Source organism: Streptomyces longispororuber (genome assembly GCF_014656095.1).
Taxonomy (GTDB): domain Bacteria; phylum Actinomycetota; class Actinomycetes; order Streptomycetales; family Streptomycetaceae; genus Streptomyces; species Streptomyces longispororuber.
This window is the reverse complement of the sequence record NZ_BNBT01000185.1, coordinates 1-14,242: the sequence shown is the minus strand read 5'-3', so window position 1 is coordinate 14,242 and position 14,242 is coordinate 1. Positions and strand designations below refer to the sequence as shown.

Here is a 14,242-nt window from a genome sequence, read left to right as displayed (position 1 = left end):
CCTTCCCGAAACCGGGGGCTGCCGCCCCCGGCCCCCCGCCCTTTCGTCTGGGGCTCCGCCCCTTTCCCCCTTCATCGGCGCTCCGCGCCTCGTCCTCAAACGCCGGACGGGCTGGAATCGTCCGGTGCGCGCCGTCGTCGGCTGACGGTGATCCGCCCACCCCCGCCCGCCCTTCCCGGGCGGACGGCCGACGACGGCGAGTCGAGGACATTCCAGCCTGTCCGGCGTTTGAGGACGAGGCCGGAGGCCGATGGGGGGCGGGTGGGTGGGACAGGGGCCGGGGAGGCAGGGGGCACCGGTCGGGGCGCCCCCGCCAGATAGGATTGGGCGCAAATCCATCACGCTCACCCCAGAGGATCGCTGCATGCCTGGCATCACGCGCGAGGAGGTCGCCCACCTCGCCCGCCTTGCACGTCTGGAGTTGCAGGACGAAGAGCTCGACCACTTCGCCGGACAGCTCGACGACATCATCGGCGCGGTCGCCCGCGTCTCGGAGGTCGCCGACCAAGACGTACCGCCGACCTCGCACCCGCTGCCGCTGACGAACGTCATGCGCGCGGACGAGGTCCGCCCCTCGCTCACCCCGGAGCAGGCGCTCTCCGGAGCTCCGGCCCAGGAGCAGCAGCGTTTCAAGGTGCCGCAGATCCTGGGGGAGGACTAACCGACCATGACGGACATCATCAAGCTCACCGCCGCCGAGATCGCCGCGAAGATCGCGTCCGGCGAGCTCACGGCCGTCGAGGTCACCGAGGCCCACCTCGCCCGGATCGAGGCCGTCGACGAGAAGGTGCACGCCTTCCTGCACGTCGACCGCGAGGGCGCGCTCGCGCAGGCCCGCGCCGTGGACGACAAGCGCGCCCGCGGCGAGAAGCTCGGCCCGCTGGCCGGTGTGCCGATCGCGCTGAAGGACATCTTCACCACCGAGGGCGTCCCGACGACCGTCGGCTCGAAGATCCTCGAGGGCTGGATCCCGCCGTACGACGCCACGGTCACCAAGAAGCTGAAGGCCGCCGACGTCGTCATCCTCGGCAAGACCAACATGGACGAGTTCGCCATGGGGTCGTCGACGGAGAACAGCGCCTACGGCCCCACCGGCAACCCCTGGGACCTGACGAAGATCCCCGGCGGCTCCGGCGGCGGCTCCTCCGCCGCGCTCGCCGCGTTCGAGGCGCCGCTCGCCATGGGCACCGACACCGGCGGCTCCATCCGCCAGCCCGCGGCCGTCACCGGCACGGTCGGCGTCAAGCCGACGTACGGCGGCGTCTCCCGCTACGGCATGGTGGCCTTCTCCAGCTCGCTCGACCAGGGCGGCCCCTGCGCCCGCACCGTGCTCGACGCGGCGCTGCTGCACGAGGCCATCGCCGGGCACGACCCGCTCGACTCCACCTCCATCGACGCCCCGGTCCCGCCGGTCGTCGAGGCCGCCCGCAACGGCAGCGTCCAGGGCATGCGCGTCGGCGTCGTCAAGCAGTTCCGCGGCGAGCACTACCAGGCCGGGGTGATGCAGCGGTTCCAGGAGTCCGTCGAGCTGCTCAAGGAGCTCGGCGCCGAGGTCGTGGAGCTGGACTGCCCCTCCTTCGACCTGGGGCTCTCCGCGTACTACCTGATCGCGCCGTCCGAGTGCTCCTCGAACCTGGCCCGCTTCGACGCCATGCGCTACGGCCTGCGCGTCGGCGACGACGGCACCAAGTCCGCCGAGGAGGTCACCGCGCTCACCCGCGAGGCCGGCTTCGGCGACGAGGTCAAGCGCCGCGTCATGCTCGGCACGTACGCCCTCAGCTCCGGCTACTACGACGCGTACTACGGCAGCGCCCAGAAGGTCCGCACGCTCATCAAGCGGGACTTCGAGAAGGCCTTCGAGCAGGTCGACGTCATCGTGTCGCCGACCACGCCCACCACCGCCTTCCCGATCGGCGAGCGCGCCGACGACCCGATGGCGATGTACCTGGCCGACCTGTGCACCATCCCGACCAACCTGGCCGGCAACGCCGCCATGTCGCTGCCCTGCGGCCTGGCGCCGGAGGACGGACTGCCCGTCGGCCTGCAGATCATCGCCCCCGCCATGAAGGACGACCGCCTGTACACGGTGGGCGCCGCCGTCGAGGCCGCCTTCGTGGAAAAGTGGGGCCACCCGCTGCTTGAGGAGGCACCGTCGCTATGAGCAAGACGTTGAGCAAGGCCAAGGGCTTCAAGAAGTCCAGGACCGGCACGTATCTGTCCATCGGCACCACCGCCTTCGGTGCGATCAGCACGCTCAAGCAGGTCAAGAAGGCCCGCGCCGAGCACGACACGCTGCAGCTCGTCGACGCGGTCGTCTCCGCGGCCGCCATCGTCACGGGCATCGCCATCCTGGTGCGCGAGCTGAGGCGCATCGGCGACGACGACGTTCTGCTCGGCTGAGAGGGAAGTTCCAACACCGTGACTGCCACGACCACCCCCGAGCTGATGTCGTACGAGGACGCGCTCGCGTCGTACGACCCCGTCATGGGCCTGGAGGTCCACGTCGAGCTCGGCACCAGGACCAAGATGTTCTGCGGCTGCTCCACCGAGCTGAAGCAGGACGCGAACTCGCAGACCTGCCCCACCTGCCTCGGCCTGCCCGGCGCCCTGCCGGTCGTCAACAAGGTCGGCGTCGAGTCCGCGATCAAGATCGGCCTGGCGCTGCACTGCGAGATCGCCGAGTGGTGCCGCTTCGCCCGGAAGAACTACTTCTATCCGGACATGCCGAAGAACTTCCAGACCTCCCAGTACGACGAGCCGATCGCCTACAACGGCTACCTGGACGTCCAGCTCGAGGACGGCGAGGTCTTCCGCGTGGAGATCGAGCGCGCCCACATGGAGGAGGACACCGGCAAGTCCACGCACGTGGGCGGCGCCACCGGCCGCATCCACGGCGCCTCGCACTCGCTGCTCGACTACAACCGCGCGGGCATCCCGCTCATCGAGATCGTCACCAAGCCGATCGTCGGTGCCGGTGAGCGCGCCCCCGAGGTCGCCAAGGCGTACGTCGCCGAGCTGCGCGAGCTCATCAAGGCGCTCGGCGTCTCCGAGGCGCGCATGGAGCAGGGCCAGATGCGCTGCGACGTGAACCTCTCGCTGCGTCCCAAGGGCCAGGAGAAGTTCGGCACCCGCTCCGAGACGAAGAACGTCAACTCGCTGCGGTCCGTGGAGCGCGCCGCGCGCTACGAGATCCAGCGGCACGCGGCGGTGCTCGCCTCCGGCGGCACCATCGTGCAGGAGACCCGCCACTTCCACGAGGACGACGGCTCCACCACGTCGGGCCGGGTGAAGGAGGAGGCCGAGGACTACCGGTACTTCCCCGAGCCCGACCTGGTGCCGGTGGCCCCGTCCCGCGAGTGGGTCGAGGCGCTGCGCGCCGAGCTGCCGGAGCTGCCGCTCGCGCAGCGCAACCGGCTGCGCGAGGAGTGGGGCGTCTCCGCCCACGACATGCAGGCGATCCTCAACGCCGGTGCGATCGGCCCGATCGTGGCCACCATCAACGCGGGCGCGGACGCCGTCTCCGCCCGCAAGTGGTGGATGGGCGAGCTGGCGCGCAACGCCAACGAGCAGGGCGTGGAGCTCGGCGCCCTGCCGATCACGCCGGAGCAGGTCGCCCGGGTGAGCGCGCTCGTCGCCGCCGGTGACCTCAACGACAAGCTGGCCCGCCAGGTCATCGACGGCGTGCTCAAGGGCGAGGGCGAGCCGGACGAGGTCGTCGAGAAGCGCGGCCTGAAGGTCGTCTCGGACGAGGGCGCGCTGTCCACGGCCGTGGACGAGGCCATCGCGGGCAACCCGGGCGTCGCGGACAAGATCCGCGGCGGCAAGGTGGCCGCGGCCGGAGCCCTGGTCGGCGCGGTCATGAAGGCCACCCGCGGCCAGGCCGACGCCGCCCGCGTCAAGGAGCTCATCCTGGAGAAGCTGGGCGTCGAGGGCTGACGCCGGGGCGTTCGCCCGTACACGCGAAAGACGCCGACCGTCGTCGTACGGGCGAACGGCGCCGACCCTCGCGCGTACGGGCGAGGGGCGCCGAGCGTCGCCGTCCGTGCCAGGCACGCCGACCGTCCTCGCCCCGCGAGCCCCGCGAGGCTCGTGAGGTCGCGTCCCGTACGCGCGCAGGGGGCGCCGCACCCACCGGGTGCGGCGCCCCCTTCCGCGTGTGTGCGGAAGTCCGGCACGTTCACCCCGACTTCGGTCCGCGGTCTTCCCCGGGCCACCAGGAATCACTACCGTCCCAGCTCAGCAGACCAATGGATCACCGGACAACCATTGGTCACCGACAGGAGGTTGGGCGTGGCGGAGATATCGCGCAGGCGGCTGATGGCGGTCGGCGGTGGCGCCCTCGGCGCCGCCGCGGCAGGGTCCTTCCTGCCGCCGTCGCTCCAGGAGGCGCTCGCGAAGGAGCCCCCGCGGGGCGGCCTCGACGCCATCGAGCACGTGGTGATCCTGATGCAGGAGAACCGGTCCTTCGACCACTACTTCGGCACCCTGCGCGGCGTGCGCGGCTTCTCCGACCGCAACGCCATCGAACTGCCCGGCGGTACCACCGTGTTCGAGCAGCCCGGCCCGCTGCGCACCATCCTGCCGTTCCCGGTCCGCGAGGCCGCCGCCGCCCAGCGGAAGGACCTCCAGTACATCGGGGACCTGGACCACTCCTGGAAGGGCGGCGCCAAGGCCTGGCACGACGGCTGGATGGACGGCTGGGTCTCGGCCAAGACCGCGGCCACCATGGCGTACTACACGCGCCAGGACATCCCGCTGCACTACGAACTCGCCGACACCTTCACCGTCTGCGACGCCTACCACTCCTCCATCCACACCTCCACCAGCCCCAACCGCAACCACCTGTGGAGCGGGAAGACGGGCTTCGAGGCCGACGGCACGCGCGCCGTCGGCAACGCCGCGTACGCCGAGGGCACCCACCCCGGCTACGACTGGGGGACGTACGCCGAGCGCCTGGAGAAGGCGGGCGTGAGCTGGCGGACGTACACGGAGTGGGAGAACTTCACCGACAACCAGCTCGAGTTCTTCACCACCTTCAAGGCCATCGCCCGCAAGGTCCTGGCCGGGACCGGTCTCACCTACCTGGAGGCCTTCTACGCCAAGGTCCGCGACGCCCGGGACGAGGCCGAGCGCGGCAGGCTGCTCGCCACCCTGGAGCGGGGCGTGGCGACGCTGAGCCGGCGGGAGCGGTCGCTGTTCGAGCGGGGCCTGCGGCGGGTGCCGACCGGGAAGCTCGCCGAGGAGTTCGCCAAGGACGTCGCGGACGGCACACTGCCCAAGGTCAGCTATCTGGTGCCCTCCGCGGTGGACTCCGAGCACCCCTCGGTCTCCTCGCCCGTCCACAGCGCCACCATCGTCTACAAGGTCCTGGACGCCCTCGCCTCGCACCCGAAGGTGTGGCGGCGCACCGCCGTGTTCATCAACTACGACGAGAACGACGGCTTCTTCGACCACGTGCCGCCGCCCGTGCCCGGCCCGGAGGTCGCGGAGGAGCGGTGGCAGTCCCTGCCCACCGGGCTCGGCGTCCGCGTGCCGATGCTCGTCGTGTCACCGTGGACCGTCGGCGGGTACGTGTGCTCGGAGGTCTTCGACCACACCTCCGTGGTGCGCTTCCTGGAGCGGTGGACCGGCGTGCGCGAGCCCAACATCGGCTCCTGGCGCCGCCAGGTCGCCGGCGACCTCACCGGGGCCTTCGACTTCGACCGCGGTCACCGGCCGCCGGAGGTGGAGCGGCCCGGCGCGATCCCGCCCTTCAGCGGCCGCTGGCGCCCGGAGCCGCCCGCCGAGCAGTCGATGCCCCGGCAGGAGCCGGGCGTCCGCCGGGCCCGCCCGCTGCCGTACCAGCCGGACGCCGACGCCCGGCCCGCGAAGGACGGCGCGCTCACGGTGCGGCTGCGCAACGGCGGCCGGCGCAGCGCGCACTTCGCCCTGTACCCGTACGCGGGCGAGTTCCCGGCACCCCAGCACCAGGACGTCCGGCACGAGGGCCACTGGTCCGTGCCGCTGCCCGGCGGCTCCTACCGGTTCACCGTGACCGGGCCGAACGGATTCCGCCGCGAGTTCGCCGGACGCGCCGCCGGGACCGCGGCCCTCTCCTCGGCCCTCACCCGGCGCGACCTCCACCTCACGCTCGCCAACCGGGGCAAGGGCCAGCTCGTCTTCACGGTCCGGCCGCTCGGCTACGTCGGCGAGGACGACGTCCGGCGGCGGACCCGGACCGTCCGCGTCCGGCCGGGCAGCAGCCGCACCCTCGCCTGGCACACGGCCGACGAGCACGGCTGGTACGACCTGGAGGTGACGGCGGCGGGCGACGAAGGCTTCCGGCGGCGCCTGATGGGGCATATCGAGAACGGTCGCGCCAGCGTGTCGGGCTGATCACCCGCAGGACACGAGGGGCAGGGGCGCGCGGGTGTGACCCGTGCGCCCCTGCGTGCTCTCTGCCGCGTCCGGGAGCCCCGTGCCGCTGTGAGGCTGGACACGAAACGGACTATGGATCTCCGGTGGCTGTCAGAGTGGCTGCGCATGGCCCATCTCGGTCATGTCACCCACATACGACGACATGATCCTTATCGATCGGTACCGGTACATGTTGATCATGTCGGCGCACCAGCAGTCCCCGCAGCTCCGACCGTCCCCGCGGTCCCTGCGGTCCAGCAGCAGACGTGTTCTCATCGGGCCATCTCCGACGCTTCCCGGCTGTCCCGGCGAGGATCCACGACACACTCAGGGAGCCAGTTCGTGGCAGCACTCGCCCGGTGGTGCGTCCGGCACCGCCTCGTCGCCGTACTGATCTGGCTCCTCGCGCTCGGCTCCACCGCGGCCGCCGCGGCCGCCGCCGGATCGGCGTACTCCAACGACTACGAGGTCCCCGGCACCGAGTCGCAGCGCGCCAGCCAGCTCCTGGAGGACGGCTTCCCGGACCTCGGCGGTGACGCCAACACCGTCGTCTGGCACACCGGCAAGGACGGCGGCGTCCGCTCCGCCGCGGTCGAGCGGACCATGACCGCGACGCTCGACAAGATCGCCGAGCTGCCCGGCGTGGCCTCCGTCACCAGCCCGTACACCGACCGCGGCGACGACCGGATCAGCGAGGACAGCCGCACCGCCTACGCCACGGTCACCTTCCGCGAACAGCTCGACTCCGTCGAGCCGGGTCAGGCGCGCGCCGTCGTCCAGGCCGCCGAGGACGCCGAGACCGCCGCCGCGGGGGAGCTGGACGTGGCCCTCGGCGGCGGCGCCGTCGGCCTCACCGAGGCCAAGAGCGCCAAGACCGCCGAGATCGTCGGCGTCGCCGTCGCCGCCGTCGTGCTGTTCCTCGCCTTCGGCTCGCTCGCCGCCGCGGCCCTGCCCATCGCCACGGCCGTCGTCTCCGTCGGCACGGCGTACGCGGGCACCGTGCTCCTCGGGCACGTCATGACGGTGGCCGACTTCGCGCCGATGCTCGGCACCCTGATCGGGCTCGGCGTCGGCATCGACTACGCCCTGTTCATCGTCACCCGCCACCGCAAGGCCCTCAAACGCGGCCTGCCCGTCGCCGAGGCCGCCGAGCGCGCCGTCGCCACCACCGGCCGCGCCGTGGTCTTCGCCGGCGCCACCGTGTGCATCGCCCTCCTCGGCATGCTCATCCTGCGCCTGAGCTTCCTCAACGGCGTCGCCATCGCCGCGTCGCTGACCGTGGCCCTCACCGTCGCCGCGTCCGTGACGCTGCTGCCCGCCTTCCTCGCCTTCCTCGGGCCGCGCGCCCTCAGCCGCCGCGAACGGCGCCGCCTCGCCGAGCGCGGGCCCGAGCCGGAGGTGCCGACGGGGCTCGCCGCCCGCTGGTCGGCGTTCGTGGAGCGCCACCCGAAGGCGCTCGGCGCCCTCGCGGTCCTGGTGATCGCGGTGCTCGCGCTGCCCACCCTCTTCCTCCGCCTCGGCACCTCCGACCAGGGCAACAACCCCGCGACGGCCACCACGCGCCAGGCCTACGACCTGCTCGCCGACGGCTTCGGGCCCGGCGTCAACGGCCCGCTCACCCTCGTCACGGACGTCCGCGGCGCCGCCGACCGGCTCGCCCTCGACACCCTGGACACCACCCTGGGGTCCACGCCGGGGGTGGCGACCGTGAGCCCGGTGACCTACGCCGAGGACGGGACCACGGCGTTCGTCACCGTCGTACCCGACTCCGCGCCCCAGTCGAAGGCCACCAGCGACCTCGTCGACCGGCTGCGGGACGACGTCCTGCCGCGCGCCGAGGCCGGCACCTCGCTGGACCTGCGCGTCGGCGGCGTGACCGCGGGCTACGACGACTTCGCCGAGATCATCGTCGGCAAGCTGCCGCTCTTCGTGGGCGTCGTCATCGGCCTCGGCTGCGTGCTGCTGCTGCTCGCCTTCCGCTCGGTCGGCATACCGCTGAAGGCCGCCGTCATGAACGTCGCGGCGGTCGCGGCCGCGTTCGGCGTCGTGGTCGCGATCTTCCAGTGGGGCTGGGGCAGCGAACTGCTCGGCCTGGGGCGCGCGGGCCCCGTCGAGCCCTTCCTCCCCGTGATCATGGTCTCGGTCCTCTTCGGCCTCTCCATGGACTACCAGGTCTTCCTGGTCAGCAGGATGTACGAGGAGTGGCTGGAGACCGGCGACAACCGCGTGGCCGTCCGCGTCGGCCTCGCCGAGACCAGCCGCGTCATCAACTCCGCGGCCGTCATCATGATCTCGGTGTTCCTGGCGTTCGTCCTCAGCGGGGACCGGGTGATCGCGATGTTCGGCATCGCCCTCGCCGCGGCCGTCGCGCTCGACGCCTTCGTCCTGCGCACGCTGCTCGTGCCCGCCCTCATGCACCTGCTCGGCGGCGCCAACTGGTGGCTGCCCCGGTGCGTGGACCGCTGGCTGCCGCGCCTCAGTATCGAGGTGCCCGAGAGCCGGACACGTGCGAAGATCCCGGGGCACCGCGGGCACGACGAGGACGAGGTCACGTACGCGGGGCTCGACCACCGCTGACGGCGCCGCGGCGGCGCCGGCGCGGGGCCGACGACGCTGTCGTACGCCGAGAACGCGTGAGAACGCTCGACAACGCTGAGGAGCAGCCGGATGTTCGCGATATCCGTGGGGGAGGGGGCCGAACTGCGCCCCCTGGAGCCCTGGAACGCCGAGGAGTTCCTGGAACACGTCGACCGCGCGCGGGAGTTCGCCGGTCCCTGGGTGCCGATGACCGTACTCACCAAGGACCTGGAGTCCGCCCGCGCCACCCTCCAGCGGTACGCGGACAAGCAGGCCGCGGACACCGGCCGCCTCTACGGCGTCTGGCTCGACGGCACGCTCGTCGGCGGCACGCTCTTCCGCGTCTTCGACACCGCCACGGACACCTGCGAGGTCGGTGTCTGGCTCGAACCCTCCGCCACCGGCCGGGGATTGATCACCAACGCCGTCCGCACCATGGTCGACTGGGCCGTCGACCGGCGCGGCATGCACCGCGTGGAGTGGGTGGTGTCCTCCCGCAACGACCGCAGCAAGGCCGCCGCCGCGCGCCTGGGCTTCGTACGCGACGGCGTCCTGCGGGAGAGCTTTCCCTGGCAGGGCATCCGCCACGACATGGAGGTCTGGTCGGTCCTCGCCCCGGAGTGGCGCAAGGCCCGCGAGGAACGCCGGGCGGCCGAGACCGAGGTGCCGTCCTCAGACCCCTCTCAGATTCCCTAAGGCCCCTCTCAGACTCCGTCCGTACGGTGCGGAGCATGGGAACGAAGAGCGCGGACGAGACGGCGGCGACGGACGAGACGGCGGCGACGGACGAAACGGCGGCGGCCGGTGCGGCGCGGGGTGCCACTGAGGCAGTGGTCGACGACGCCGATGCCGGGCCCGAGACCGCAGCCAAAGCCGACGCCGCACCCGGGACCGATGCCGTCGCCGAGCCCGGCGGCGTCGGGCAGGGCGCGGCGGCCGTCGTCGCCGCCGCGCTCGGTCTGATCGGCCTCTCGGGCGGCTGGACCGGCACGGTCGCCTCCGCGCGCGAGTCGCTGATCGGGCAGCTCAGGACCTCGCAGGGCGCGAGCGTGGCCCGCCAGGTCCAGGAGGTCTACGGCGACTCCTGGAGGACGACCGCCCTGGTCGCGGGCGCCTTCGCGGTGGCGGCCCTGGTCACGGCCGTGGCCGTGCTCCTGCGCCCCGCCTTCGGCGACCCCGCACGCGTACAGGCGCCCTGGATCAAGTCCGTGGCGTGGGCGGGCGCCGCCCTGGGCGTCATCGGCCTGGCCCTGGCGGCGGCGAAGTACACGGACCTGATCCTCGGGCTGCCGTCGACGAGTTAGGCGGCGGGGGTGCCTCAGGCGGACACCGCCTAAGGCACCCCCGCACACCTAAGGCCCCCCGTCCTCCCAAGATGCGGAACCTTCCCGATGTGCCGCACCCCCCTGGGAAACGAAAGTGGAGTCATCGCAGAACGCGAGACACCACCACCCAGGGGAACGAGATGTTCGAGTACCAGCTCCACCAGTTCCGCGCCGCCGAGCTCGCCGAGGAGGCCGCCCACCAGCGCCTCGTACGCGAGGCACGGAAGGCCGGCAAGGCCCGCCGGGCGCTCGGCCGGGACGACGCCGGGACCCGGGGCGCGGCGGCCGGCACCGCGGGCACCCGCCCCGGCACCGGCCGGGGCCCGGCCGACCGCTTCACGCGCGCGGCCTGAGCGGCCGGGCAGGCCGTGCCGTGCCGCGCACAGCGAAACCCGCTCCCACGAAACCGCAGCTCTGTGCGATGCTCACCGCTGTGGAGACCAGGTCCGTCAGCCCCGTCTTCGTCGGCCGCGCCGACGAACTGCGCGTACTGAACGACGCGCTCGCCCGCGCTGCCGCGCAGCCCGCCGGTGACCCGCAGGCCCTGCTGCTCGGCGGGGAGGCGGGCGTCGGCAAGACCCGCCTCCTGGAGGAGTTCGCGGCCGCGGCCACCGCCCGGGGCGCGGTCGTCGCCGTCGGCGGCTGCGTGGAGATCGGCGCCGACGGCCTGCCCTTCGCGCCGTTCTCCGCCGCCCTGCGCACCCTGCGCGAGGAACTGCCCGCCGAGTTCGCGGCGGCGGCCGCGGGCCAGGAGGAGGAGCTCGCGCGGCTCCTCCCGGAACTGTGCGACGCGGACCGGCGCCCGCGGACCACCGGCGGCCGTCCCGGCGAGGAGGCGATGGCGCGCCTCTTCGAGCTCACCGCCCGCCTCCTGGAGCGCGTCGCCGCCGACCGCACCGTCGTGCTCGTCCTCGAGGACCTGCACTGGGCCGACACCTCCACCCGCCACCTGCTCTCCTACCTCGTCCGGGCGCTGCGCAGCGGCCGCCTCGTCGTCCTCGCCACCTTCCGTGCCGACGACATCCACCGGCGCCACCCGCTGCGCCCCCTGCTCGCCGAACTCGACCGGCTGCGCACGGTCCACCGCGTCGAGGTGCGCCGCTTCACCCGCGACGAGGTCGCGCGGCAGATGGCCGGGATCCTCGCCGCCGAACCCGACCCCAAGCTCGTCGACGACGTCTTCGAACGCTCCGACGGCAACGCCTTCTTCGTCGAGGAACTCGCCGTCGCCTCCCACGGCAACAGTTGCGCGGCGCTCACCGACTCGCTGCGCGACCTGCTCCTCGTCCGCGTCGAGGAGCTGCCCGAGGACGCGCAGCGCGTCGCCCGGATCGTCGCCGAGGGCGGCTCGACCGTCGAGTACGCGCTGCTCGCCGAGGTCGCCGGGCTCGGCGAGGACGACCTGATCGACGCCCTGCGGGCCGCCGTCGGCGCCAACATCCTGCTGGCCTCGCCCGGCGGCGACGGCTACCGCTTCCGCCACTCCCTGGTCCGCGAGGCCGTCGGCGACGACCTGCTGCCCGGCGAGCGCTCCCGCATCAACCGGCGCTTCGCCACCGCCCTGGAGGCCGACCCGACGCTGGTCGCCGCCGACCAGCGCACCACCCGCCTGGCCAGCTACTGGTACCACGCCCACGACGCCGCGAAGGCCCTGCCCGCCGTCCTCAACGCCTCCGTCGAGGCCCGTCTGCGCCACGCCTACGCCGAACAACTGCGGCTCCTGGAGCGGGCGATGGAGCTGTGGGACGACGTCCCCGACGACATCCGCGCCGCCCTGCGCCCCGCCGACTACACCGAGGTCTACCCGCCCTGCGGCTGCGACCCCGCCACCACCCCGCTGCACTACCTGGACCTCATGGCCGAGGCCGCCGTCGCGGGCCGCCTGTGCGGCGCCCGCGAACGCGCCCTGAAGATCACCAAGCGCGCGCTGCGCCTCCTGGACGACGGCCACGACCCGCTGCGCGCCGCCTGGTTCTGGGTGCAGCGCTCCCACCTGGTCCGCAGCCTCGCCCGCGGCGACGGCTGGCAGGAGCTCGCCACCGCCCAGGACCTGGTGCGCGGCCATCCGCCGTCGGAGGTGCACGCCGAGGTGTTCGCCGTCGTCGCGGGCTGGCAGATGCTGCACCACCCGGGCCCCGAGAGCCTCGCCGCCGCCGAACAGGCCGTGGACTACGCCCGGATGGTCGGCGCCTGCGAGATCGAGCTGACCGCCCGGCTCACCCTCGGCGGCCTGACCATCGACGCGGGCGACATCGACGCCGGGTTCGCCGAGCTGTACGCCATCAGGGAGCGCGTCCTCGCCGACGGCATCGTCGGCCTCGTGGGCCGCACCCACATCAACATCCCCTCCATGCTCGAAGGCACCGGCCGCTCCCGCGAGGCCGTGGAGATGCTCGACGAGGGCATCGCCCTCGCCCAGCGGTACGGCCTGCGCGAGTCCGAGGCCTGGATGTGGGCCAACCGCTCCGAGTCCCTGTACGCCCTCGGCCGCTGGGAGGAGGCCACCGAGTCCGCCCACCGCGCCGGCCTGAGCGCCAAGCCGCGCGGCGGCGCCGCCCTGCGCCTGGCCCACATCGCCCTCGCCCGCGGCGACACCGCCGAGGCCGGGCGCCAGCTCGCCGTCGCGCGCAAGCAGTTCGGCACCCACGACTCCATGCCGCAGGACGCGCTGCCGCTGCACCGCGTCACCCTCGGCGTCGCCGCGGCCGAGGGTCGGCTCCTCGACGCCCGCGCCGAGCTGGAGCAGGCCGTCGCCGCCGGCTTCCCGCCCGGCACCCAGCGGTACGGCTGGCCGCTGCTGCTCGCCGCAGCCACCGCCGAGGCCGACGCCCGGGGCCTCGCCGTCGCCGGGCCCGGCCGCGCGGAGGTGCTGCGGACCATCCGCACCACCGCCAAGGCCCTGCCCACCCGCGTACCGGTCTGGACGGCGTACGAGCTGTGGCTGCGCGCCGAACTCGCCCGGGCCGAGGGCCGCGCCACCCCCGACGACTGGCTGGCGGTCGTCACCGCCGTCGCGCCCCTGGAGCGGCCCTACGACCTCGCCCGCGTCCGCCACCGCCTCGCGGAGGCGCTGCTCGCGGGCAGGACCGCCACCGGCCGCCCCGCCACCGGCGACGCCGACCGGGACCGGGTCGCCGAACTGCTCCGCCAGGCGGGCGCGGTCGCCGCGCACCTGGGCGCCCGGGCGCTCGCCGACGCCGTCGCCTGGCTCGCCCAGCGGGGCCGCCTCTCCCTGACCGGAGCGGCGGCCCCCGCCCCGGCCGACCCCGCCGAGGCGCTCGGCCTGACCACCCGCGAGCGCGACGTCCTGCGCCTGGTCGCGGCGGGCCGCAGCAACCGGCAGATCGCCGAGGAGCTGTTCATCTCCCCGAAGACGGCGAGCGTCCACGTCTCGAACATCCTGGCCAAGCTGGGCGTCGCGGGCCGCGGCGAGGCGGCCGCCCTCGCCCACCGGCTGCGGCTGTTCCCCGCCGCCGAGGAGGAGGTGCGCGCCGCCGGGTGACCCGCGCCCGCCGGGCCCGCCGCGTCCGTCCCGGCCCGTTCCGCGCGCGCTCGCCTACCCTGGACAGCCGGACCGTCGTCAGCCTCGGGGAGGCACCGTGTTCAACGTGTTCGAGCAGCTCTTCGCCCCCGGGCGCAAACACACGGACGACGAGAAGAAGCGGCTGGAGCTGACCCGGGTCGACGTCAACGACGGCGACCCCGGCCACGGCCCCATAGACCTCTCCTCCGGCAAGGTCCTGGTCCGCCTCCCCCAGCAGCCCGACGACACCCCGGCCCCGCACCCGGAAGCCCCGCCCGCCGTCGGCCAGGCCCCGGCTGACGAGGCCACTGCGGAGCCTGCCGTCGGCCAGGCCCCGGCTGACGAGGCCGCTGCCGCGCCCGCCGCCGACCACGCCCCGCCCGACGCGGCCGCTGCCGACCAAGCCCCGCGCCCGAAGGCC

The 14,242-nt window shown here is 73.5% G+C and carries 11 protein-coding genes; all 11 read left to right on the top strand.

The annotated features are described in order from the left end of the window. Positions 1-364: 364 nt before the first annotated feature. Complete coding sequence (gatC, locus tag IE330_RS34335) at positions 365-661, top strand: Asp-tRNA(Asn)/Glu-tRNA(Gln) amidotransferase subunit GatC (RefSeq protein ID WP_190140091.1); 297 nt, start codon at positions 365-367, stop codon at positions 659-661. A 6-nt stretch (positions 662-667) separates the two neighbouring features. Then, entirely contained in the window at positions 668-2,161 is a 1,494-nt protein-coding gene (gene gatA, locus IE330_RS34330; RefSeq protein ID WP_190140090.1) for an Asp-tRNA(Asn)/Glu-tRNA(Gln) amidotransferase subunit GatA, read from the top strand. Further along, entirely contained in the window at positions 2,158-2,400 is a 243-nt protein-coding gene (locus tag IE330_RS34325) for a hypothetical protein (protein ID WP_190140089.1), read from the top strand. The genes gatA and IE330_RS34325 overlap by 4 nt, the downstream gene beginning before the upstream one ends. Before the next feature lie 18 nt (positions 2,401-2,418). Then, the gene (gene gatB / locus IE330_RS34320) at positions 2,419-3,936 is read left to right on the top strand and encodes an Asp-tRNA(Asn)/Glu-tRNA(Gln) amidotransferase subunit GatB (protein ID WP_268257378.1); all 1,518 of its coding nucleotides are present in this window, start codon (positions 2,419-2,421) and stop codon (positions 3,934-3,936) included. A 354-nt stretch (positions 3,937-4,290) separates the two neighbouring features. Next, positions 4,291-6,375 carry a phosphocholine-specific phospholipase C gene (locus tag IE330_RS34315; RefSeq protein ID WP_268257377.1) on the top strand — a complete coding sequence of 695 codons (2,085 nt, stop codon included), beginning with the start codon at positions 4,291-4,293 and terminating at the stop codon, positions 6,373-6,375. A 363-nt stretch (positions 6,376-6,738) separates the two neighbouring features. Further along, positions 6,739-8,973: an MMPL family transporter gene (locus tag IE330_RS34310; protein WP_190140088.1), complete on the top strand. Its 2,235-nt coding sequence runs from the start codon at positions 6,739-6,741 to the stop codon at positions 8,971-8,973. A 90-nt stretch (positions 8,974-9,063) separates the two neighbouring features. Then, positions 9,064-9,669: a GNAT family N-acetyltransferase gene (locus IE330_RS34305; RefSeq protein WP_190140087.1), complete on the top strand. Its 606-nt coding sequence runs from the start codon at positions 9,064-9,066 to the stop codon at positions 9,667-9,669. A gap of 35 nt (positions 9,670-9,704) precedes the next feature. Further along, positions 9,705-10,277 (top strand): hypothetical protein, encoded by a 573-nt coding sequence (locus IE330_RS34300; RefSeq protein ID WP_190140086.1) that lies wholly within the window; start codon positions 9,705-9,707, stop codon positions 10,275-10,277. Between the two features lie 161 nt (positions 10,278-10,438). Further along, complete coding sequence (locus IE330_RS34295) at positions 10,439-10,651, top strand: hypothetical protein (RefSeq protein ID WP_190140085.1); 213 nt, start codon at positions 10,439-10,441, stop codon at positions 10,649-10,651. 68 nt (positions 10,652-10,719) lie between these two features. Then, positions 10,720-13,800, top strand: coding sequence for a helix-turn-helix transcriptional regulator (locus IE330_RS34290; protein ID WP_190140084.1), 3,081 nt, complete (start codon positions 10,720-10,722; stop codon positions 13,798-13,800). A gap of 97 nt (positions 13,801-13,897) precedes the next feature. Then, positions 13,898-14,242: DUF6191 domain-containing protein (locus tag IE330_RS34285; protein ID WP_190140094.1), on the top strand; the 345-nt coding region annotated here is incomplete at its 3' end.